The organism is Rothia sp. HMSC066G07, from assembly GCF_001814485.1.
Classification (GTDB): domain Bacteria; phylum Actinomycetota; class Actinomycetes; order Actinomycetales; family Micrococcaceae; genus Rothia.
Genome location: NZ_KV816922.1, coordinates 33,378 through 53,846, shown reverse-complemented (window position 1 = coordinate 53,846; position 20,469 = coordinate 33,378). Strand labels below are relative to the sequence as shown.

At 61.8% G+C, this 20,469-nt stretch carries 18 protein-coding genes; 13 read left to right on the top strand and 5 right to left on the bottom strand.

The genetic code is table 11. The annotated features are described in order from the left end of the window. Positions 1–13: 13 nt before the first annotated feature. Entirely contained in the window at positions 14–1,276 is a 1,263-nt protein-coding gene (locus HMPREF2971_RS01785; protein ID WP_049363214.1) for a glycosyltransferase, read from the bottom strand. Between the two features lie 138 nt (positions 1,277–1,414). Between HMPREF2971_RS01785 and alr the strand changes: the two genes are divergently transcribed. From alr to tsaD, 5 genes are all read left to right on the top strand, one after another. Continuing rightward, complete coding sequence (alr, locus tag HMPREF2971_RS01780) at positions 1,415–2,728, top strand: alanine racemase (RefSeq protein WP_049363217.1); 1,314 nt, start codon at positions 1,415–1,417, stop codon at positions 2,726–2,728. Then, positions 2,728–3,327 carry a tRNA (adenosine(37)-N6)-threonylcarbamoyltransferase complex ATPase subunit type 1 TsaE gene (gene tsaE, locus HMPREF2971_RS01775; RefSeq protein ID WP_049358743.1) on the top strand — a complete coding sequence of 200 codons (600 nt, stop codon included), beginning with the start codon at positions 2,728–2,730 and terminating at the stop codon, positions 3,325–3,327. Before alr ends, tsaE begins: the two co-directional genes overlap by 1 nt. 23 nt (positions 3,328–3,350) lie before the next feature. Next, complete coding sequence (tsaB, locus tag HMPREF2971_RS01770; protein ID WP_049341806.1) at positions 3,351–4,178, top strand: tRNA (adenosine(37)-N6)-threonylcarbamoyltransferase complex dimerization subunit type 1 TsaB; 828 nt, start codon at positions 3,351–3,353, stop codon at positions 4,176–4,178. Next, entirely contained in the window at positions 4,179–4,688 is a 510-nt protein-coding gene (gene rimI, locus HMPREF2971_RS01765) for a ribosomal protein S18-alanine N-acetyltransferase (protein ID WP_049341807.1), read from the top strand. A gap of 144 nt (positions 4,689–4,832) precedes the next feature. Beyond that, positions 4,833–5,933 carry a tRNA (adenosine(37)-N6)-threonylcarbamoyltransferase complex transferase subunit TsaD gene (gene tsaD / locus HMPREF2971_RS01760; protein WP_049341808.1) on the top strand — a complete coding sequence of 367 codons (1,101 nt, stop codon included), beginning with the start codon at positions 4,833–4,835 and terminating at the stop codon, positions 5,931–5,933. Positions 5,934–6,103: 170 nt separating this feature from the next. Here tsaD and HMPREF2971_RS01755 read toward each other — a convergent pair whose 3' ends face one another. Continuing rightward, entirely contained in the window at positions 6,104–7,252 is a 1,149-nt protein-coding gene (locus HMPREF2971_RS01755) for a glutamate--cysteine ligase (RefSeq protein WP_070690912.1), read from the bottom strand. A gap of 298 nt (positions 7,253–7,550) precedes the next feature. After that, positions 7,551–9,026, bottom strand: a complete 1,476-nt coding sequence (locus tag HMPREF2971_RS01750) for a class I SAM-dependent methyltransferase (protein ID WP_246825014.1) — start codon at positions 9,024–9,026, stop codon at positions 7,551–7,553. Positions 9,027–9,252: 226 nt separating this feature from the next. Between HMPREF2971_RS01750 and groES the strand changes: the two genes are divergently transcribed. From groES to HMPREF2971_RS01715, 7 genes are all read left to right on the top strand, one after another. Next, a complete protein-coding gene (gene groES / locus HMPREF2971_RS01745) occupies positions 9,253–9,540 on the top strand; it encodes a co-chaperone GroES (protein ID WP_005505066.1) in 288 nt (95 codons plus the stop codon). 105 nt (positions 9,541–9,645) lie between these two features. Further along, positions 9,646–11,229 carry a chaperonin GroEL gene (groL, locus tag HMPREF2971_RS01740; protein ID WP_070690905.1) on the top strand — a complete coding sequence of 528 codons (1,584 nt, stop codon included), beginning with the start codon at positions 9,646–9,648 and terminating at the stop codon, positions 11,227–11,229. A 311-nt stretch (positions 11,230–11,540) separates the two neighbouring features. Further along, positions 11,541–13,058 (top strand): IMP dehydrogenase, encoded by a 1,518-nt coding sequence (guaB, locus tag HMPREF2971_RS01735; RefSeq protein ID WP_070690901.1) that lies wholly within the window; start codon positions 11,541–11,543, stop codon positions 13,056–13,058. Between the two features lie 145 nt (positions 13,059–13,203). After that, complete coding sequence (locus HMPREF2971_RS01730) at positions 13,204–14,334, top strand: GuaB3 family IMP dehydrogenase-related protein (RefSeq protein WP_005505070.1); 1,131 nt, start codon at positions 13,204–13,206, stop codon at positions 14,332–14,334. 219 nt (positions 14,335–14,553) lie between these two features. Then, positions 14,554–16,146, top strand: a complete 1,593-nt coding sequence (guaA, locus tag HMPREF2971_RS01725) for a glutamine-hydrolyzing GMP synthase (RefSeq protein WP_049331985.1) — start codon at positions 14,554–14,556, stop codon at positions 16,144–16,146. A 217-nt stretch (positions 16,147–16,363) separates the two neighbouring features. Beyond that, a complete protein-coding gene (locus HMPREF2971_RS01720; protein WP_070690898.1) occupies positions 16,364–16,630 on the top strand; it encodes a type II toxin-antitoxin system Phd/YefM family antitoxin in 267 nt (88 codons plus the stop codon). 8 nt (positions 16,631–16,638) lie between these two features. Then, the gene (locus tag HMPREF2971_RS01715; protein WP_070690896.1) at positions 16,639–17,061 is read left to right on the top strand and encodes a type II toxin-antitoxin system VapC family toxin; all 423 of its coding nucleotides are present in this window, start codon (positions 16,639–16,641) and stop codon (positions 17,059–17,061) included. Between the two features lie 218 nt (positions 17,062–17,279). On the opposite strand, the gene HMPREF2971_RS09195 is transcribed toward HMPREF2971_RS01715, so the two are convergent. Further along, positions 17,280–17,765 carry a hypothetical protein gene (locus tag HMPREF2971_RS09195; RefSeq protein ID WP_141755846.1) on the bottom strand — a complete coding sequence of 162 codons (486 nt, stop codon included), beginning with the start codon at positions 17,763–17,765 and terminating at the stop codon, positions 17,280–17,282. A gap of 301 nt (positions 17,766–18,066) precedes the next feature. Here HMPREF2971_RS09195 and HMPREF2971_RS01710 point away from each other — a divergent pair, with 301 nt between their 5' ends. Continuing rightward, a complete protein-coding gene (locus HMPREF2971_RS01710) occupies positions 18,067–19,041 on the top strand; it encodes an AEC family transporter (RefSeq protein ID WP_070690892.1) in 975 nt (324 codons plus the stop codon). Positions 19,042–19,170: 129 nt separating this feature from the next. On the opposite strand, the gene HMPREF2971_RS01705 is transcribed toward HMPREF2971_RS01710, so the two are convergent. Further along, positions 19,171–20,469 (bottom strand): alpha-amylase family glycosyl hydrolase (locus HMPREF2971_RS01705; protein WP_070690889.1); only part of this gene is annotated, 1,299 nt, incomplete at its 5' end.

The window sequence follows — 20,469 nt, the reverse complement described above, 5'->3', positions numbered from 1 at the left end:
CGTGAAAAATACATTACTGCGAGATACCCTGACGTACCTCGGCATAAGCTTCAAGGGTTCGGCGCGCCGTCTGATCCCAACCCATCGTGCGGGCACGCGCCGCGGCGTTCGCACCCAACGAATGACGCAGATACGGGGCACGCACCAGACGCTCAATAGCCGCAGCCCAACGCTGCGGAGTACGAGGCGCCACCAGCAGACCCGTACGGTGGTTCTCCACCGCATAGCGCAGACCGTCAGCATCCGTAGCGAGCACCGCCGCGCCGCATGCCTGCGCCTCCAGCGCCACCAAACCGAACGTCTCAGATGAGGACGGGGACGCCACAATATCGGCGGCACGGAAAATGTTCGCCAACTCAGACGCCGGAACCGGGTCCTTCAAATGCACCCGATCCGCCACACCCAGCTCAGCTGCACGCTGCAACAGGCGGCGCTCATAATCCGAATCGGAACGACCAATAATATCTACGTCCACCTGCAAGTCATCGGGGAGCAGCGCGAGTGCCTCCACCAGCAGATGCGGGCCCTTCAACGGCTGAGGCCTACCGGCAAAAACAATGCGGCAACGAGTCTCAGAGGTGTCATTGAGCGGATGCACGCCAGGAATCGTATGGAAAATCGAGGTGTCAACACCCGGCGGGATAGTGGCAAGCTTCTGCGCGTCCGTACCGTAATACTCGCCCATCTGCTGCGCCTCCAGGGGAGTATTCACAATCACCCGGCTCGCGGAGCTACTCATCAGGCGCTCGGCGGCATAGCGCTCCTCGGGTTCGGGCGCCTCACCTTCGCCGCGGCGCGCATCCTTGGCAGCAGCCGTCGTATGCGGAGTAAAAAGAACAGGAACCGGGAAGCCAACGCCCTGAGCCGACCACAGGTCGGATGCACGAGCCGCAGCCTGACCCGACAGCCAATAGTGGGCGTGAATAATATCCGGGGTGTACAGTGCCTGCTCGACGCACGCCTGCGCAAAATCATCGGTGACCGCAGCCAGCTCATTCTTCGAAAGACCACGGGCGGAGGGCAGATCAAGACTGTGGCGCACAAGGCGCTCGCCGGGCTGAGGAGGCTGACGGAACGGCGAATCGGTCGGAAGCGCCTCACCGCGATCCAGGGTGAAAACCTCAACCCGCAGCTCCGGATCCAGTTCCAGCATGGCATGCACCGACCGGGCAATATAGACGTTCATGCCGCCTGCATCTCCGCTACCGGGCTGCGCAAAAGGGTCGGTGTGCATGGAATACACGTGAACCGTCCGAACCGGCGGCAGAGTGCTCATCGATGCTTTCCTCTCTAAAGGGGTACCTGACCTAGTGTAGCGCGACAGGACTTTCGCACAGCGGGAGGTCTAGAATTTAGTAGAAGAGAGGCTGCTCAAGTACAGCCTGTAGTACCCGCCCGTCAGAAACGAAGGACCATGACTCACCCTCAGCAGCCTGCCGAACCGCTTTACTGCCCGCCCTGCGCTCCCGGCCAGGTGGAACGTAGCGCCACGATTGATCTTGACGCGCTGGAACATAATGTGCGCCGACTCAAGGAACTCATTGGCGACCGCGTGCTCATTGCAGTGATTAAGGCGGATGCGTACGGTCACGGCGCGTACCCGGTGGCACGTTCGGCTATTGCAGCCGGCGCTGACCTGCTGGGTGTGGTGCACGTGAACGAGGCGCTGGAACTGCGTGCTGACGGTATTGATGCGCCGCTCATGGCGTGGCTGCACACCCCCTCCACCGATTTTGAGGCTGCACTGCAGGAGAAGATTCGTCTGGGTGTTTCCGGTTGGGACCTGGAGGCGGTTGCCGCCGCCGCTGAATGCACCGGCGAGCGCGCTATCGTGCATCTGAAGGCTGATACCGGTCTGGGCCGTAACGGTGCCACCGCGGCGGATTGGCCTGCGCTGGTGGCTCGCGCCGCTTCCCTGGAGGATGCCGGTCTGATTACGGTTGAGGGTATTTTTAGCCACCTGGCGGTTGCGGATGAGCCGACCCGCGCCGAGACTGCGCAGCAGGTCGATACTTTGGATACTTTTGTGGCTCAGGCTCGTGAGGCTGGCCTGGCCCCGAAGATCGTGCATTTGGCGAACTCCCCGGCGACCCTGACCGCCTCGCTGGAGGGCTGGGACACTGAGGAGCGTCTGCTCGGTGACGGCGTGCGTTGCGGCCTCGCGCTGTACGGTCTTTCCCCGCTGCCGGAGGTGACCGCTGAAGACCTGGGGTTGAAGCCCGTCATGACGGTGGGCAGCTACATTGCCGCCGTGAAGGAAGTTCCTGCAGGTCAGGGTGTTTCCTACGGTCTGCGCTACCACACTCCCAAGGCAACCACCCTGGCGCTTGTGCCGCTCGGCTACGCTGACGGTGTGCCGCGCATTGCGGAGAACGCGCCGGTGCGCATCTACCCGGGCGCGCAGAACGTGGAGAACGGCTCCGTGCCTAATAACGCGGAGGGTACGACCTACCGCGTGGTTGGCCGCGTCGCCATGGACCAGATGGTCGTTGACCTGGGCGAACCCGGCCTGAGCGATCCCGCCCTGGGGTACCTGGGCGCGCCCGCCATCCTTTTTGGCGCTGGCGAGAACCCGCCCGTAGAGGAGTGGGCTGAAGCGGCGCAGACTATTAACTACGAAATCGTGACCCGTATTTCTCCCCGTGTGGAGCGCCTCTACGTCGGCGGCTCCTGGGTTGAAGCTGAGCTGAACGAGCTGTGGGGCACCGGCGAGGAACAGGAGGGCTAATGAGCGCTGAATACATTTCTGCCGCCCTCGACCTGGACGTGACCGGCCCCGACCATACGCGCCGCCTGGCGCTCACCCTGGCGCAGCACCTGAACGCCGGGGACGTACTACTCCTCTCGGGCGAGCTCGGCGCGGGCAAGACCACGTTCACCCGCTCCCTGGGCGAAGGCCTGGGCGTGCGCGAAGGTGTTATCTCACCGACCTTCGTGCTCTCGCGCGTGCACCCAAACCTGCCGGACGGCCCCCGCCCCGGCGGCCCCGACCTGGTGCACGTGGACGCCTACCGCCTCTCCAGTGCCGAAGAGCTCGACGACCTGGACCTGGAGTTCTCCCTGCCGCGCTCGGTGACCGTCATCGAGTGGGGCCGCGATAAGGCTGAGCATCTGAGCGATTCCCGCCTGGAGCTGGACTTCACCCGTCTGACTGGTGCGGATGCGCGCTTTGCCTACTCGGGTGCCGAAGAGTTCAGCTGGGACGACGAAGACGAAAGTGACGAGGACGCGGACACCCCCGAACCTCGCCTGCTGCGGGTGCGCGCCTTCGGCCCCCGCTGGGAGCACGCTTTCGACGCTCTGAAAGAGGCCCTGCAGAGCGCCTAGAGCCCGCGCGTTAGAATGATAGGGTGCTAGTACTTGCCCTTGATTCATCCGCCACCGCATCTGTGGCGCTCGCCCGTGTGCACGGCTCCGAAGCCGGTGCGTCCTTCGAAATCCTCGCCCGCTACGAGAGCGAAGATACCCGCTCCCATGCCGAGGTGATGGGACCCTACGCGCGGGCTGCCCTGCAGGACGCTGGCGTGCGCGGCGAAGACTTGGATGCGATTCTGACCGGTACCGGTCCGGGACCTTTTACGGGTCTGCGTGCCGGTATCGTTACTGCGCGCGCTCTGGGTTTTGCCTGGTCGGTGCCGGTGTACGGCATGATGAGCTTGACCGCCCTGGCTGAGCGCGCTGTATCCGGTGCGGCTGCCGGGGAAGCAGGCGCAGTTGCCGAGGAAGAGAACGTAGAACGAGCGTTCGCTTCTGCTGATCTTATCGAAGATGCTGAGCTGCTCGTACTCTCCGATGCGCGCCGCCGCGAAGTCTACTCCGCCCGCTACCGCGTGAACGCCGAAGGCTACAGCCTGGTGGACGGACCGAACGTATGCCCCGCCTCCGAAATTCTGCCCGGTGGGGATCCCTCCTACGCCTACGGCTACGGCGCCGGCCTGTACTCCGAGGCCCTCGAAGAGCACGGCTGGACCATCGTCGATTCTGCCCGTCAGGTTCACCCCCACGCCGAGTACCTGGTTGCCGCCGCGGCACGCCTGGGCGTAGAGAACCTGAGCGAGGACACCTCCGCCCAGTACCTGCGCGACTCGGACGCAAAGGTCCCCGCCGCAATGCTCGCCCGCCAGCAGAAGCAGGGCGCACAGGCAGCTGCACAGACTGCCGCGCAGAAGGAGAACTAAATGAGCGCTACCGAAAATATCGTGCGAGACGACCTAGCACAGGGTGCCCGCCTGCGCATTGCCGAACTTGCCGACGTGCAGACCATGCACCGCATGGAAACCACACTGTTCCCCGCCGACGCCTGGCACATCGACATGTTCCTCGAAGAGCTGACCCACCCGACCCGAACCTACTACATGCTCGAACTGCCTGCAGAAGGTTCGGAAGATAACGAGGGCAGCTGGCGCGCCATCGGCTACTGCGGAACCATGGTCGTAGCCGACACCGCCGACGTTCAGACCATCGGCGTGCTCCCCGAGTACGAGGGTCACGGCTTCGGTCGCGCCATGCTCGAGCAGATGCACGAGCGCGCCCGCGAGCAGGGAGCCGAGCGTATCCTGCTGGAGGTGCGTGCCGACAACCCGCGCGCCCAGCGCCTCTACGAACGCAACGGCTACCGTGCGATTCACGTACGCCGCGGCTACTACGATGACGGAACCGACGCCATCATTATGGAATGCACGTTCTAAATAGTCCGTGGAGCTAAACGGCAATCCCCGCACTAGGGGCAAGCTTCCACCGCCCTCTACATCGCAGTATCCCTACAACACAGCATCCCTACATCACTGCAACTAGAAGCACTACGCGCAGACAGCGCAACAGAAAGATGAACTATGAGCACTCGCGAACCCCTCGTTCTGGGCATCGAATCCTCCTGCGACGAGACCGGAATCGGCATTGTGCACGGTGCACAGCTGCTCAGCAACACCATCTCCTCCTCCATGGAAGAGCACGTGCGCTTTGGCGGCGTGATCCCCGAAATCGCCTCCCGCGCTCACCTGGACGCCATGATTCCCGCCCTCAAAGCGGCACTTGCCGAAGCGGACATCACCCTCGATCAGGTGGACGCTATCGCCGTCACCGCTGGCCCCGGCCTGGCGGGCGCACTCATGGTGGGTGTCTCCGCGGCGAAGGCGCTCGCTATTGCCACCGGCAAGCCCCTCTACGGCATTAACCACCTGGTCGCCCACGTTGGCGTTGGCCTGCTGGAGGACAACGGCACCGAAGACGGCTCCGACCTGCTGGCGAATGCCGGTTCCGGTGGTCTGGGTGCGCTGCTGGTCTCTGGCGGTCACACCGAAATCCTGCAGGTGCGAGACATTACCTCCGATGTGCGCCTGCTCGGCGCGACCCTCGACGATGCCGCAGGCGAGGCCTACGACAAGGTCGCCCGACTGCTCGGCCTGGACTACCCGGGCGGCCCCGCGATTGACCGCGCCGCCGCCGAGGGTAACCGCAACGCCTTCGTGTTCCCGCGCGGCCTGTCGAACCGCAAGTTTATGGGCACCGCCGAGGAGCCCGGCGCGCACCGCTACGATTTCTCCTTCTCGGGCCTGAAGACCGCCGTGGCGCGCGTGATTGAGAGCTTTGAGGCCGCCGGTGAAGAGGTCCCGGTTGCCGATATCGCCGCGTCCTTCCAGGAGGCTGTCGTGGACGTCATCACCAAGAAGGCGATGCTGGCTTGCCGTGAGCAGGGCATGAAGACCCTGTTGCTCGGTGGTGGCGTGGCGGCTAACTCGCGCCTGCGTGAGCTGCTTGCCGCCCGATGCGCCTCCGAGGGGGTGCGCCTGATTATCCCGAAGTTCACCCTGTGCACCGATAACGGCGCGATGGTTGCGGCGCTGGGTGCCCGCCTGGTCGCTGCCGGTCGTGAGCCCTCGGGTGTGGACTTCACGACGGACTCCTCGCTGCCGGTGACCACGGTTTGTTTCTAAGCGGGCTACTTCTAAACAGGCTGCCTCTACAGGGGTCACTAGCGCGAGCGCGTTGATGCGGCTTGCCTCGAAAATGCTCATAGAAATGCCTCGGCACAGTCTCACAAAGGACTGCGCCGAGGCATTTTCTGTATTCAAACTTTAGCTACGGGGGGGGCGGGGGAGCGGCTCTAACGCAGTGCTCGCGCACGGGACTGCGCGGCAACATCCAGCACTACCTCACGCAGAGAGCCGGCCTTCTCAAAGACTGCACGCTGACGATCCGCACCTGTACCCTCGGCGAGGATGCGGCGTACCTGCGCCAGCTCTACCTCGCAGTCAAGGTCGCGTGCTACCGGCTCCAGCTTGGGCAGAAGCAGCTCAAAATCTTCACGCAGGGTACGCTGTGCCGGCTCGTTAGAGACCACGATCTTAGCGTCCAGGCCGTAGCGGGCGACGCGCCACTTATTCTCCTGAGCATGCCATGGGGCGAGCACCTCAATGCTTTCACCCGCCTCAATCTGGCGGGAGAAGTACTCCACCAGGCACTGCGTGAACGCCACGATTGCCGCAACATCCGGCAGGGACGCGAGGCCATCGCAATAGCGCATCTCAATAGTGCCGTAACGCGGAACCGGGCGAACATCCCAACGGTCCTCGCTCGGGTCGTTGATCACGTCGGTCGCCACGAGCGACTCCAGGTACTCGCTGTACTGCTCCCAGGTGTCAAAGTGGAAGGGCAGACCGTTCGTGGGCAGCTGCTGGTAAAGCTGGGTGCGGTGCGAAGCGTAACCGGTATCGACTCCATCCCAGTACGGGGAAGAGCACGAAAGCGCCAGCAGATGCGGTCCATAGTTGGTCAGCGCGTCAATAAGCGGCAGAACCTTATCGCGGGAGTCAACACCCACGTGCACGTGCACACCGTAAATGACCATGTGGCGGCCCCAATACTGGGCGCGCTCGACCACGCGCTGGTAGCGTTCCTTCGCCACAACCGGCTGGTCAGCCCAGTGGGAGAAGGGGTGAGTGCCGGCGGGGTAGAACTCAATGCCGAGCTCATCGGTGATGTCGCGCAGGGTATCCGTCAAATCCTGCAGCTGACGGCACGCCTCAGCGACGGTGCGGCAGATGCCGGTCACCACCTCGACGGTGTTCTCCAGGAATTCGCCGGTCACGTGCGCCCGGTCGGAGGCGGGCTCAAGCAGTTCGGGGCGGCGCTCGCGCAGGATGGATAGCACCTCGCTGGCGCGCTGGGTCAGTGCGCCGCTTTCACGGTCGATGAGCGCAATCTCCCATTCCACGCCGAGAGTGGACTGCGGGGAGGTAGCAAAGTCGATCATATTGCCTTTCCTGCGTCTGGAAATAGGGTCGTGCATGGTGCCGACTATGGAAGTTATTATCGGTGGGCTCTACCCGGCTGTGCGCTAGCCGGTGAGAGCTAGCTCCTTGGGGGAGTACCTCTACTAAGCACCGTATCTAGTGTACGGTCTTGCGGTGCCCGGTGCTCTGTCGAGTGCAGAATCCGGAACGGGAAACGTCATGAATCGTCACGAACGGTAACCCGTCCTCGGGTCTGGGCAGTCGGGTCTGGGCCGTCAGTGCTGGGTAGTTAGGGATGGGTGGCCGGGGCTGGCGAGGTTAGAGCGGGCGCACATGCCAGCCGACGCGGCGTGAATCCCTACCCGAACCGATACGGGTAAAGACCAGCGTTGCCGGACGGTACGAGGATTCCTGCGTACCCTCCTGTGCACTCAAAGAAGAATTAGCGTTCTTTTTCTGTTTCTTCTTGGAAGGCTTAGAACCCGCAGAACCCAGCAGACGCGCACGCAATTGCTCCGGAACAATATCCACGCCACGCTTCTTAATCGTCAGCGCCGTAAAGCCCTGCTCACGCACCCAACGCTTCAGCTGCTTCTCCTGCAGGGGAATCTCCTCCAGCACCTCGTAGCAGGCAACCAGCGGATGCTCCACCGGCTCGGCAGAACATAGGTACGCCAGGTGCTCATCCAGCAGATGCGCGCCAATACTCTGCGCAAACTCAGCGACCAGATGCGAGCGCACAATCGCCGGGGCAGGCTCCAACAGGTATTCACCCGGCTGCGGCAAGGACGCCGGAACTTCAACGCTCTGCTGCGCCTCTTCCGCCGTCAGGGGGCTACGGAAGCTCACCGCCTCGTAGGGCGGCAACAGGGCGCTGGTTTCGGCAGAGCCTCCGTGGGAGCCTTCGTTAGGGGTAGCCTCTTCCGCGGGCAGCTCGCGCGCAGGGGTTTCATGCACAGAGGTTGCCGTGCGAGCCACCCCCTCCTGAGCCAGCGCGTTAAACCAGAGCACCAACTCGGCGAGAGAACCCTCCGACTGGATCCACTCCGCCTCAACACGCGGGGTGGGGTTCGCCTCCGAAGCAATATCCTCGGGGGAGGGGATGCCCTCATGCGGAAAACCGGGGCCCAACTTCACGCCCATCGGCACGCCCGTACGAGCCAGATTCAGTACGAACGAGAACGGGGGAGAGAACGCCTCCGGATCAAAAAGACGCTCCGTCTGAGCCTTCTTAGCGCCGCGCAACTCGCGGCGTGCCGGGTCCATCCACACAATGCCCACCGGCTCACCGGCAGCGTCCAGAAGCTCACCGTGCACATAATCGGTCACATCCCCCGAATACACGCGCGCCTGCGGGCAAAACTCAAGGTTCTTCGCCGCAAAAGAAGCGGTCAACGGGTCCAGCTCCACCGCGACCACGGCACCGCGATCCGCCGCATACACGGCAGAATCCGAGGCGATACCGCAACCCAAATCAGCCACCGTGCCGGCAACCGGGCGCAGACGCTGAGCGCGATAGTGCGCAATCACCGGGCGGGTCGCCTGCTCCGCAGCCTCCTGAGTCAGCATGAGCGTGCGGGCGCGCTCGCCGAACTTGGCACGCGCACGGGTACGAGCCTGCGCCAGCGAAATAATCTGTGCAGACTCCTCGGGGCTAAAACCTCGCGAACGCAAAGAAGTAACGGCGCTGAGCGTATCCGAGCCCAGCGGGTAGAGCTCGTCGGCTGCCGCGAGCGCTTCGGCGCTGAACGGAAGCTCGGCGACGGGTGTAAAAGGGGATGCGGGAATAGGCATGCTCCTCATTTTACGGGGTGCCGGTTTTGAGAGGTGAGGAGCCCGATTTGCCCAGCTTTTTGCTCAGCGTTCGCCTTGCGGTGAAACACCCCGGCAGAGGGGCGCTTTTCTTGACCGAAAGCACAGGTGAAACTAGAGTTGAGGTAGCACTCGAGACAGTCATCGGGCGCGCCACTGCGCCGCTGTCTCGCATCAAACGTAAATCCACAACCCGGAGGAACCGATTATGGCTATCAAGCCCCTGGAAGACCGCGTCGTTATCAAGATCGAGCAGGCTGAGCAGACCACCGCATCCGGTCTGGTCATCCCCGAAACTGCGAAGGAAAAGCCGCAGGAAGCACGCGTTGTCGCCGTTGGCCCGGGCCGCGTGGATGAGAAGGGCAACCGCATTCCCGTAGACATCAAGGAAGGCGACGTTGTCGTGTTCTCCCGCTACGGTGGCACCGAGGTCAAGTACCAGGGCGAAGAGTACCTGATTCTCTCCGCACGCGACGTTCTGGCAATCGTCGACTAATACTTTCAGATGCTCATGCGCCGTACCGCTCATCCGGTACGGCGCATGAGCTATCATCTGCCCCTCAAATTTTCCTTTCTGTGACGCACTAGGAGTAGCGAACACATGGCTAAGCAGCTTGAATTCAACGATGCCGCCCGCAAGTCCCTGCAGGCTGGCGTCGATAAGCTGGCAAACGCGGTCAAGGTAACCCTCGGCCCGCGCGGGCGCAACGTTGTGCTCGACAAGCAGTGGGGCGCACCCGTCATCACCAATGACGGCGTGTCCATTGCCCGCGAAATTGAACTGGACGACCCGTACGAGAACCTGGGCGCCCAGCTGGCGAAGGAAGTCGCCACCAAGACCAACGACGTAGCCGGTGACGGTACCACTACCGCAACCGTGCTCGCACAGGCACTGGTCAACGAGGGCCTGCGCAACGTTACCAGCGGCGCGGCACCTGCCGACGTCAAGCGCGGCATTGAGGCTGCTGTGGAGGCTGTCTCCGCACGCCTGCTCGAGAACGCACGCCCCGTGCAGGGCCCCGAGGTGGCGCACGTTGCCGCTATCTCCGCCCAGTCCGAGCAGATCGGTGAGCTGCTGGCTCGCGCCTTCGAGAAGGTCGGCCAGGACGGCGTCATCACCATCGAAGACGGCTCCTCCACCGAAATCGAACTGGACATCACCGAAGGTATGCAGTTCGACAAGGGCTACCTCTCGCCATCCTTCGTCACCGACGCTGAGCGCGGCGAAGCAGTGCTGGAGAACAGCCTCGTGCTGCTCTACCAGGGCAAGATTTCCACCATCGCAGAAATCATGCCCGTGCTCGAGAAGATCGTTCAGGCGAAGAAGCCGCTGACCATCATCGCAGAAGACGTTGACGGTGAGGCGCTCTCCGCACTGGTCGTGAACAAGCTACGCGGCACCATCAACGTGGTCGCTCTGAAGGCTCCCGGTTTCGGTGACCGCCGCAAGGCAATCATGCAGGACCTGGCAATTCTGACCGGCGGCACCGTCGTGACCGGTGAGCTCGGCATCGACCTGCCGCAGGTCACCCTGGAGCACCTGGGCTCGGCACGCCGCGTGACCGTCACCAAGTCCCACACCACCATCGTGGACGGCGGCGACCCCGAGGCAATCGAGGACCGCGTGCAGCAGCTGCGCCGCGAAATTGAGCGCGTGGATTCCGAATGGGACCGCGAGAAGCTCAAGGAGCGCCTGGCTAAGCTCGCCGGCGGCGTGGGCGTCATCAAGGTCGGTGCCGCAACCGAGGTTGAGGCGAAGGAACGCAAGCACCGCATCGAGGACGCTGTGTCCTCCACCCGTGCCGCTCTGGAAGAGGGCATCGTCTCCGGTGGCGGTTCCGCACTGGTTCACGCGCTGAAGGCACTGGACGGCATGGACCTGGGCAACCACGACGCAAACGTGGGTGTACAGATCGTTCGCCGAGCCCTGGTTCAGCCGCTGCGCTGGATCGCTGAGAACGCTGGCGAAGACGGCTACGTCATCGTCTCCAAGGTCTCCGAGTTGCCCGTGGGTCACGGCTTCAACGCCAAGACCGGCGAGTACGTGGACCTCATCGAAGCCGGCGTGATTGACCCGGTGAAGGTGACCCGTTCGGCTCTGCAGAACGCATCCTCCATCGCGGCTCTGGTGCTGACCACCGAGACCCTGGTGGTTGAGAAGCCCGAAGAAACTGAAGAAGCCTAAATAGTGTGTGTGCCCGGTGCCGCCCCCCCTCCACCATGGAGGCGGTACCGGGCACTCGCTGTCGGTAGGCTCGGATGCGCTCGCGTTCGTGGGGACGTTAGAACCTGCCGACAGCCTCCCGCTGGGGGGCGCTTACTATGAGTGCTTCTCAGCAAAGAAACCTTTAGCGGTTTACTATAGAAGGTAAGCTGTTCCCGTTTGCGCTCAAACCACCTTGTGGGGTGCGAGCAGACGGGTCGTACCGCATCTTGACATACGCAACGTATAGGCTGAGCTTCTCACCGATGAAGCCAGCATCCGAAAGGTAGACAATGACCATTCCCACCGCTCTGTCCGAGGATCCCTTCGGCTTCACCGGCCTGACCTACGATGACGTGCTGCTGCTGCCCGGCAACACCGACGTCATCCCCTCCGATGCGGACACCTCCACCCGCCTGTCCAAGCGCATCACCCTGAACACCCCCATCATCTCCGCCGCAATGGACACCGTGACCGACTCCGCTATGGCAATTGCTATGGCACGTCTGGGCGGTATGGGCGTTATCCACCGCAACCTCTCCATCGAGGACCAGGCTGCACACGTGGACCGCGTCAAGCGCTCCGAGTCCGGCATGATTATCAACCCCGTCACCATTGGTGCTGACGCAACCATCGCCGAATACGACGAGGTCTGTGGCTACTACAAGGTCTCCGGTCTGCCCGTCGTCAGTGAAGAGGGCGTGCTGGAAGGTATCATCACCAACCGCGATATCCGTTACATCTCCCGCTCCGACTACGAGGGCATTCGCGTCCGCGACATCATGACCCCCATGCCGCTGGTCACCGCGCACCCCAGCGTCACCAAGGACGAAGCATTCGCGCTGCTGTCCCACAACAAGATTGAGCGTCTGCCCCTGATCGACGACGCAGGCAAGCTCGCCGGTCTGATTACCCTCAAGGACTTCGTCAAGACTGAGCAGTACCCCAAGGCCACCAAGGACGAGGACGGCCGCCTGCGTGCCGGCGCTGCTATCGGCTTCTTCGGCGACGGCTACGAGCGCGCAATGACCCTGGTTGAGGCAGGCGTCGACGCACTGTTCGTGGACACCGCAAACGGCCACTCCCAGGGCGTGCTCGACATGATTGCCCGCCTGAAGAAGGACCCCGCCGCAGCACACGTGGACGTCATCGGTGGCCAGGCTGCAACCCGCCTGGGTGCACAGGCAATCATCGACGCCGGCGCTGACGGCGTGAAGGTCGGCGTTGGCCCCGGCTCCATCTGCACCACCCGCATTATCGCCGGTGTTGGTGTTCCCCAGGTGACCGCTATCAACGAGTCCGCTAAGGCAGCAATCCCGGCAGGTGTGCCGCTGATCGCTGACGGCGGTATGCAGCACTCCGGCGAGATCGGCAAGGCACTGGTTGCAGGCGCTGACTCCGTGATGCTCGGCTCCCTGCTGGCCGGTACCACCGAGTCCCCCGGTGAGCTGATCTTCATGAACGGTAAGCAGTACAAGGCATACCGCGGCATGGGTTCGCTGGGCGCAATGCAGACCCGCGGCCGCCACAAGTCCTTCTCCAAGGACCGCTACTTCCAGGCTGACGTCTCCAGCGAAGAGAAGCTGATCCCCGAGGGTATTGAGGGTCAGGTTCCCTTCCGCGGCCCGCTCTCCGCAGTGATTCACCAGCTCGAAGGCGGCCTGCGCCAGACCATGTTCTACGTCGGTTCCCGCACCATCGAGGAGCTCAAGTACAAGGGTCAGTTCGTGCGCATCACCCCCGCAGGTCTGAAGGAATCGCACCCGCACGACATCATGATGACCGTTGAGGCACCGAACTACCGCCGCTAAAACGCCTCACCAACGATGATTCGCCGCATGGTGTGCACACCATGCGCCGTTGAGCCCGCCCTATACCCGTTCAGGTATCGGGCGGGCATCGGCGCGAATAACGCCCAGCGGCACCCCTCAAACCGAATTCGAAAGGATTCACCCCATGTCTGAAATTCAGATTGGCCTCTCCAAGAACGCCCGCCCCACCTACTCCCTGGACGATGTGGCGCTGGTGCCTACCCGCCGTACCCGCGACCGCCGCGACGTCGACACCTCCTGGCAGATTGACGCCTTCAAGTTCGACACCCCCATCATTGGTGCGCCCATGGACTCGGTCATGTCCCCGGCGACCGCCATTGCACTGGGTAAGCTGGGTGGCCTGGGCGTGCTGAACCTCGAGGGCCTGTGGACCCGCTACGAGGACCCGCAGCCGCTGCTCGACGAGATTGTTGAGCTGCCCGAGGCGGACCCCGCCTCCGCAACCACCCGCATGCAGCAGATTTACTCCGAGCCGATTAAGCCGGAACTGATCACTGCACGCTTGGAAGAGATCCGTGACTCCGGCGTGGTCGTTGCAGGCTCCCTGAGCCCGCAGAACACCCAGGAGCACTACGAGACCGTAGTGAAGGCGGGCGTTGAGCTGTTCGTCATCCGCGGTGCGTCCGTCTCTGCTGAGCACATTTCCACCTCGCACGAGCCGCTGAACCTGAAGAAGTTCATCTACGAGCTCGACGTTCCGGTCATCGTTGGTGGCGTTGCTGGCTACTCGCAGGCTAAGCACCTGATGCGTACCGGCGCAGCCGGCGTGCTGGTGGGCTTCGGCGGCGGTTCCGCACAGACCACCCGCCAGGGCCTGGGCATCTCCGCACCCATGGCAACCGCTATCGCCGACGTGGCTGCGGCACGTTCCGACTACCTGGACGAGTCCGGCGGCCGCTACGTACACGTGATCGCTGACGGCTCCCTGGGCCGCTCCGGTGACATGGTGAAGGCGCTCGCACTGGGCGCTGACGCTGTCATGCTGGGCGCTCCGCTGGCTCGCGCATCCGAGGCTCCCGGCCAGGGCTGGTACTGGGGCAACGAGGCGCACTCGCTGGACTTCCCGCGCGGCGTACGCACCCCGCTGGGTGTTGTCGGCTCCCTGGAGGAGGTCCTGTACGGTCCTTCGCACCACGTGAACGGCACCAGCAACATTGTCGGTGCGCTCAAGCGTGCAATGGCTAACTGCGGTTACCTGGACCTGAAGAAGTTCCAGAAGGCGGACCTGACCGTGGTTCCCGCGTACCGCGGCTAATGTAGCTTCATGAATCACCGCTTGGCGGTTGGCAGGTTGTGGTCTGCCGGTCGCCGGGCGGTGCTTTCTATACGCACGCTCTACCCTCGTTAGAGCATGTAGCGGCACCTCCGGATGGGGGAGCGGCTACGCGCCGTCGGCGGCGTACAGCGATAGCGTAAAATAGATATATCCCCGCGCAAGTGCGCGGATTAGTACCAACACGTTGAGGTAATTTTCGTGACCAACTCTGTGAACCTGGACCAGCTCGAAGAGCGTCCCGTCCTGGTGGTAGATTACGGTGCACAGTATGCGCAGCTCATCGCTCGTCGCGTGCGTGAAGCCGGCATCTACTCCGAAATCGTCCCCCACTCCATGAGCACCGAGAAGATGCTCGCCAAGAACCCGGCAGCCATCGTGCTCTCCGGTGGCCCCTCCTCGGTCTACGCCGATGGTGCACCCAAGGGCGACAAGGCCCTCTTCGAAGCTGGCGTGCCGATCTTCGGTATCTGCTACGGCTTCCAGGTGATGGCCCAGACCCTCGGCGGCACCGTCGCCCAGACCGGTCTGCGCGAATACGGCGCAACCGACGCTGTGGTCTGCGCTGAGAACTCCTCCTTCCTCACCGGCACCCCCACCACCCAGAACGTGTGGATGTCTCACGGTGACTCCGTGACCGAAGCCCCCGAAGGCTTCGAGGTGCTGGCAAAGACCCCCGGCGCATCCGTGGCAGCATTCGTGGACGAGTCCCGTAAGCTCGGCGGCGTGCAGTGGCACCCCGAGGTGAAGCACTCCGACTACGGCCAGGTCGCCCTGGAGAACTTCCTCTACAATGTGGCAGGCCTGAAGCCCACCTGGTCCACCAACAACATTATTGAGGAGCAGGTCGCAAAGATCCGCGAGCAGGTCGGTAGCGACCGCGTCATCTGCGCGCTCTCCGGCGGCGTTGACTCCTCCGTGGCAGCTGCACTCGTGCACAAGGCTGTCGGAGACCAGCTCACCTGCTTCTTCATCGACCACGGTCTGCTCCGTGAAGGCGAGCGCGAACAGGTCGAGCAGGACTACGCAGCATCCATGGGCATTAAGGTCATCACCATTGACGAGTCGGAGCGTTTCCTCTCCGCACTCGAGGGTGTCACCGAGCCTGAGGCGAAGCGTAAGGCTATCGGCCGCGAGTTCATCCGCTCCTTCGAAGAGGCACAGCGTAAGCTGATCGCCGAAGCTGGCGAAGAGGGCGCAGACATCAAGTTCCTGGTTCAGGGCACCCTGTACCCGGACGTTGTCGAGTCCGGCGGCGGCGACGGCACCGCAAACATTAAGAGCCACCACAACGTTGGCGGCCTTCCCGACGACCTGACCTTCGAACTGGTTGAGCCGCTGCGCACCCTGTTCAAGGACGAGGTTCGCGCTATCGGTCGTGAGCTCGGCGTTCCCGAGAAGATCGTGGCACGTCAGCCCTTCCCCGGCCCCGGCCTGGGCATCCGCATTGTCGGCGAGGTTAACCGTGAGAACCTGGAGACCCTGCGTGCCGCTGACGCTATCGTGCGTGAAGAGCTGACCGCAGCTGGCCAGGACGAGCACATCTGGCAGTGCCCCGTGGTTCTGCTGGCTGGCGTTCGCTCCGTGGGTGTTCAGGGTGACGGCCGTACCTACGGCCACCCGATTGTTCTGCGCCCGGTCTCTTCGGAAGACGCAATGACCGCTGACTGGTCGCGCCTGCCGTACGACCTGCTGGCTAAGATTTCGAACCGTATTACGAACGAGGTCAAGGACGTTAACCGAGTGGTGCTGGACGTTACCTCCAAGCCCCCGGGAACCATTGAGTGGGAGTAATCCCGCGTTGGGCTACATAGCTTTGTAGCTGGGAGCCTGTGAAGGAGCCGCCCGGTGCATCCGATTGTGGATGCACCGGGCGGCTTCTTTGTATCTTCTTAACGATATATAGCGGGTCTGAAGATGGAGGGGTTGTCGTAGTACCAGATGGAAAATATAATGTAGCTACGTAGTTACATTCTTTATGTTTTCTGCGTCCTGAGCAGAAGGGGGAAACATGACCGTTATGACGAGCCGCGAGTTCAACCAGAATCTCGCCAAAGCTCAGAAGCAGGCCCAGCAATCACCCGTTATTATCACTAAGCGTGGTGAACCTACGTATGTCCTCATGACCTACGAAGAGTATTCGCGTAGCCAGCAGGAGGAGTCCTCTCTCTATGACTTCTTCGCTAACTACCCTCAACCTGCTGAGGACGTAGATCTGCCTGAAGATTTTCCTGTGGCTGAACGCTCCAAGCATCAGCGCCCCGTCGTAGAGTTCTAGGGGTAACGATGTATCTGCTAGATACCAATATCATTTCTGAGCTGTGGAAACTCTCTCGAGGTAAAGCTGACCCCGTCTTTGAATCTTGGTTTCGTGTTTACACCGATAGGCCGCTCCATATTAGCGTCGTGACCTTGATGGAGCTGGAGCGTGGAGTACTCGCCAAGGAGCGTAAGGATCCGGCGCAAGGCGCATATCTGCGTGAGTGGTTTTCAACAGTCCGAGAGAAATTTCAGAAACGGACTCTTGTGATTGACGGAGCTGTAGCTGAATGTTGCGCAGGACTTCACGTGCCGGATAAAGCACCCGAGAATGACGCCTGGATTGCTGCGACCGCGCTGGCACATGGCCTTACCCTTGTAACGCGCAACGTTAAAGATTTTGAGCGCCTCCCGGTTAGACTCCTCAACCCCTTCGAACCCGCAACATAGCGGAGGCAAGGCCTGTAAAAGTAAGCCGCCCGGTGCATCCTGTTTGTGGATGCGCCGGGCGGCTTCTTGCATCAAGTCGTGTAGAAAAGGGGAGAAGCGTTTTGGGGCGTATTAAAAATCCTCATTTATTTTTTAAACGCGGGGTCTAAATAAAAGAAATGCATTCCGAAAATACCCGAAAAAACACGCCGAAAAACTACGCCCAGATATAAACCTTTTTAGTGCGGGTGGTTCGGGTGACGAATCGAATCACGCCAATGAGCGCTCGACCCCAACCCAAAATGCAGAGCAAAAAACGTGCCAAAACAGCAGAATCCAAATGCGCACGCCATGTACACGCCGTAGGTTAGCATCATGAACTCAGAATCGTGGCTCACCCCCGAGGCGACATTCAACGCCAAAGAGACGCCCAGAATCACAAGCCACGCAGCGCTCGCAGCCGCAATCAGCCATGAGATAGCACTCAGCACCGGGTGCGGGACCCTAAACGTACGTTCAGGACCGCTCATAGGCGCTACAGGCGCATTATCAACGGCGACAGGTTCAGCTTCCACGGTCGAAACATTCGAGGCTGAGGGAGCCGCAGAAGAGCGCCACGGAATATGCACACCGGCGTGCTGCCCCTGCGCATTCGCGGGGTTCTTTGCGGAGCGGTGGGGGACGCCTCCAGATTCGGGAGGAGAAGAAAGATACGGTTGCTGCATTGCGGGCTCCTGAGCGTATAACCTCGCATGAGAAGAAACAACAGCGCGTCTAATGATGCGAGAAAATGAGTGTCGGCGATAGATTGAAAGAATACGGTGAGGACATATTCTTTCTATATTTCAAGACTAGAAGCGAACCGCATAAAAAACGAGGATTTAGCGGAATATGATGCAATATGACGCGAAAAATCCGAAAAGAGCAGAGAAAAAATAATCAACCTCAACTTGAAGGTTCAGGGTAGGGTTATTAGACACGCCCCATCGCGGCAAAAACAGCAGAGCAACAGCGAAAGGAACGAGCATGGGAATCCTCCTCCCACTCATCTACCTAGGTCTAGGCCTGGGACTTGCGCTACTGCTGCCCGAACGCTGGAGCACCCGCCTCAAAGAAGGCGCCTCAACCCTGCTGACCCGCTGGATTATCCCTGCCGTCATCATCTACACCGTCGCCACTAGCCGCCCCGAGCTGTTCTTTGTCGCCGCCTCCACCATGGTGCTGATGCTCCTCGGCGTGCTCTGTGCCGGGCGCATCACCGGCGACCCCGTGCAGAAGCTCGCCTTCGTCTACCTGAACGCGGGACTCTTCGGCATCCCCGTGGTTGCCGGATTCTGGGGTGAAGAAGCCGTGCGCGTGTACATTGGCGCGTACATCGGCAACTCCATCATGGGCAATATCCTGGGCACCTCGCTACTACGCAGTGGATTCAAGACAGATGCCGAGGCAGGGGAGGGCAATGCACCGGATACACGAGCCACTAGGAGCCGTGGCGGAACCCTCCGCACGGTGCTGCGGGGTCTGCGTACCAGCCCGCCCGTTATCGCCGTGGCAGTGGGTCTGCTCTGTCTACCCGCCGGCCCCTTCCTGAGCCAGCACGGGGCGGGCTTCTACCGGGTACTGACCTGGGTTTTCAGCTTTATCGGAATGATCGTTCTGGGCATGTGGCTCGGTGCCGCCAAACTGCACCGCACCGATTTGACCCGAGCTACCGGATGGGCTCTCCTCCGCGCTGTACTCGTGAGCGTCTACAGCGTCGGCGTGCTCGCGTTCGCCCGCTGGGCACACGATACGGCGGGCGTGCACTTCGACCAGCTGCTGGCGCATCCGCAGGTGCTCTTCATCCTTGCGGTCCTGCCGCCAGCCGCCAACATCGTCATCTTAGAAACCCACTACCGGCACGAAGGAACCGCGGCCCCCGTCATTGCCGCCGGGGCGGTCGTCAGCGTGGGAATGATTGCGCTCGCCGTACCGATTCTGCAGCTCGTATTCGCCAGCTAAACAGAGCCAAGAAAGCACGCCGGGAGAACACAGGAGACAACACAAAAGGAGGGCGGGGCATAAGCCTCACCCTCCTTCTGCTGTCTATCACCTTATCGGCACGCGGTAGCACTCAACGAGCTACAGCGCTTAGCGAACGATGTGGTACACCTTCGCCTCGTAGGGGCGCAGGGTCGAACCCGCGTCGTCCTTGTAGTTCGAGCTCACCAGCTCAACACGAGCACCAGCCTCACGAGTCTCAGAAAGCACAGCAAAGTCGCGCTCCTGCTCCTCAGCGGTGAAGTTCGAAACAACCAGCAAAGACTCGTTCGCGGGGCTGCCATCCGCACCACCGGTACGGGTGTACGCGTACACAGCCTCGTCCTCGTTGTGCGGAACCTGAACCGAATCCACCGGAGCGAAGGATGCGTAAACCATCAGGTCCTTCAGCTTGCCGCGGCGCAGAGCCACCAGCTGCTGGTAGTGGTAGAAGATCGAATCCTCATCAGCCAGAACAGCCTCAGCGTTAATCGTCGGGTAGTTCGGGTTCACAGCAATCCACGGGGTCACACCCTCGGGGCTGAAACCGCCGTTAGCGGAGGCATCCCACTGAACCGGGGTACGAGCGTTGTCGCGGCCCTTGACGTAGATAGCCTGCATCGCCTCTTCGTGGCTCAGACGCTTGTGGTCAACGTGCATGTCCTCGTAGAAGCGGATCGAGTCACCATCGCGGTAATCCTCAATCGAATCAAACTTCACGTTGGTCATGCCCAGCTCTTCACCCTGGTAAATGTACGGGGTGCCCTGCATGAAGTGCAGGGTGGTCGCCAGCTGCTTAGCGGACAGGGTACGGAACTCATCCGAATCGTTACCGAAGCGGGAGACAACGCGCGGCTGGTCGTGGTTGTTCCAGTACAGCGAACCCCAGGCGTTACCCTCCAGGGTGGTCTGCCAGTCGTTCAGGATGCGCTTGAGCTCGGTCAGCTTGTACGGCGCGTAGGACCACTTGCCGCCCAGCTTGCCGTTCGGGTCGTTATCCACGCCCATGTGATCGAAGTGGAAGATCATGTTCAGCTCACCGGTGTGGTAGCCAGCCCACAGCTTAGCGTCCTCGGGGCTGGTTGCGCTGGTCTCGCCCACGGTCATCACATCGTAGCGGCTGAAGGTCTCGCGGGTGAGCTCCTTCATCCACGGGTGCACCATGGTGCCGTTGGAGATGACGAACGGAATCGAGGAGGTGTGCTTCTCAAAGTCGGTGGAGGGGTCATCCGGGAAGCCCTCGGGCTTGGAGATGATGTTGATAGCGTCCAGACGGAAGCCGTCAACGCCCTTGTCCAGCCACCAGCGGACCATGGAGTACAGGTCCTCGCGAACCTTCTCGTTCTCCCAGTTCAGGTCGGGCTGTTCCTTGAAGAAGATGTGCAGGTAGAACTGGCCGGTCGCCTCGTC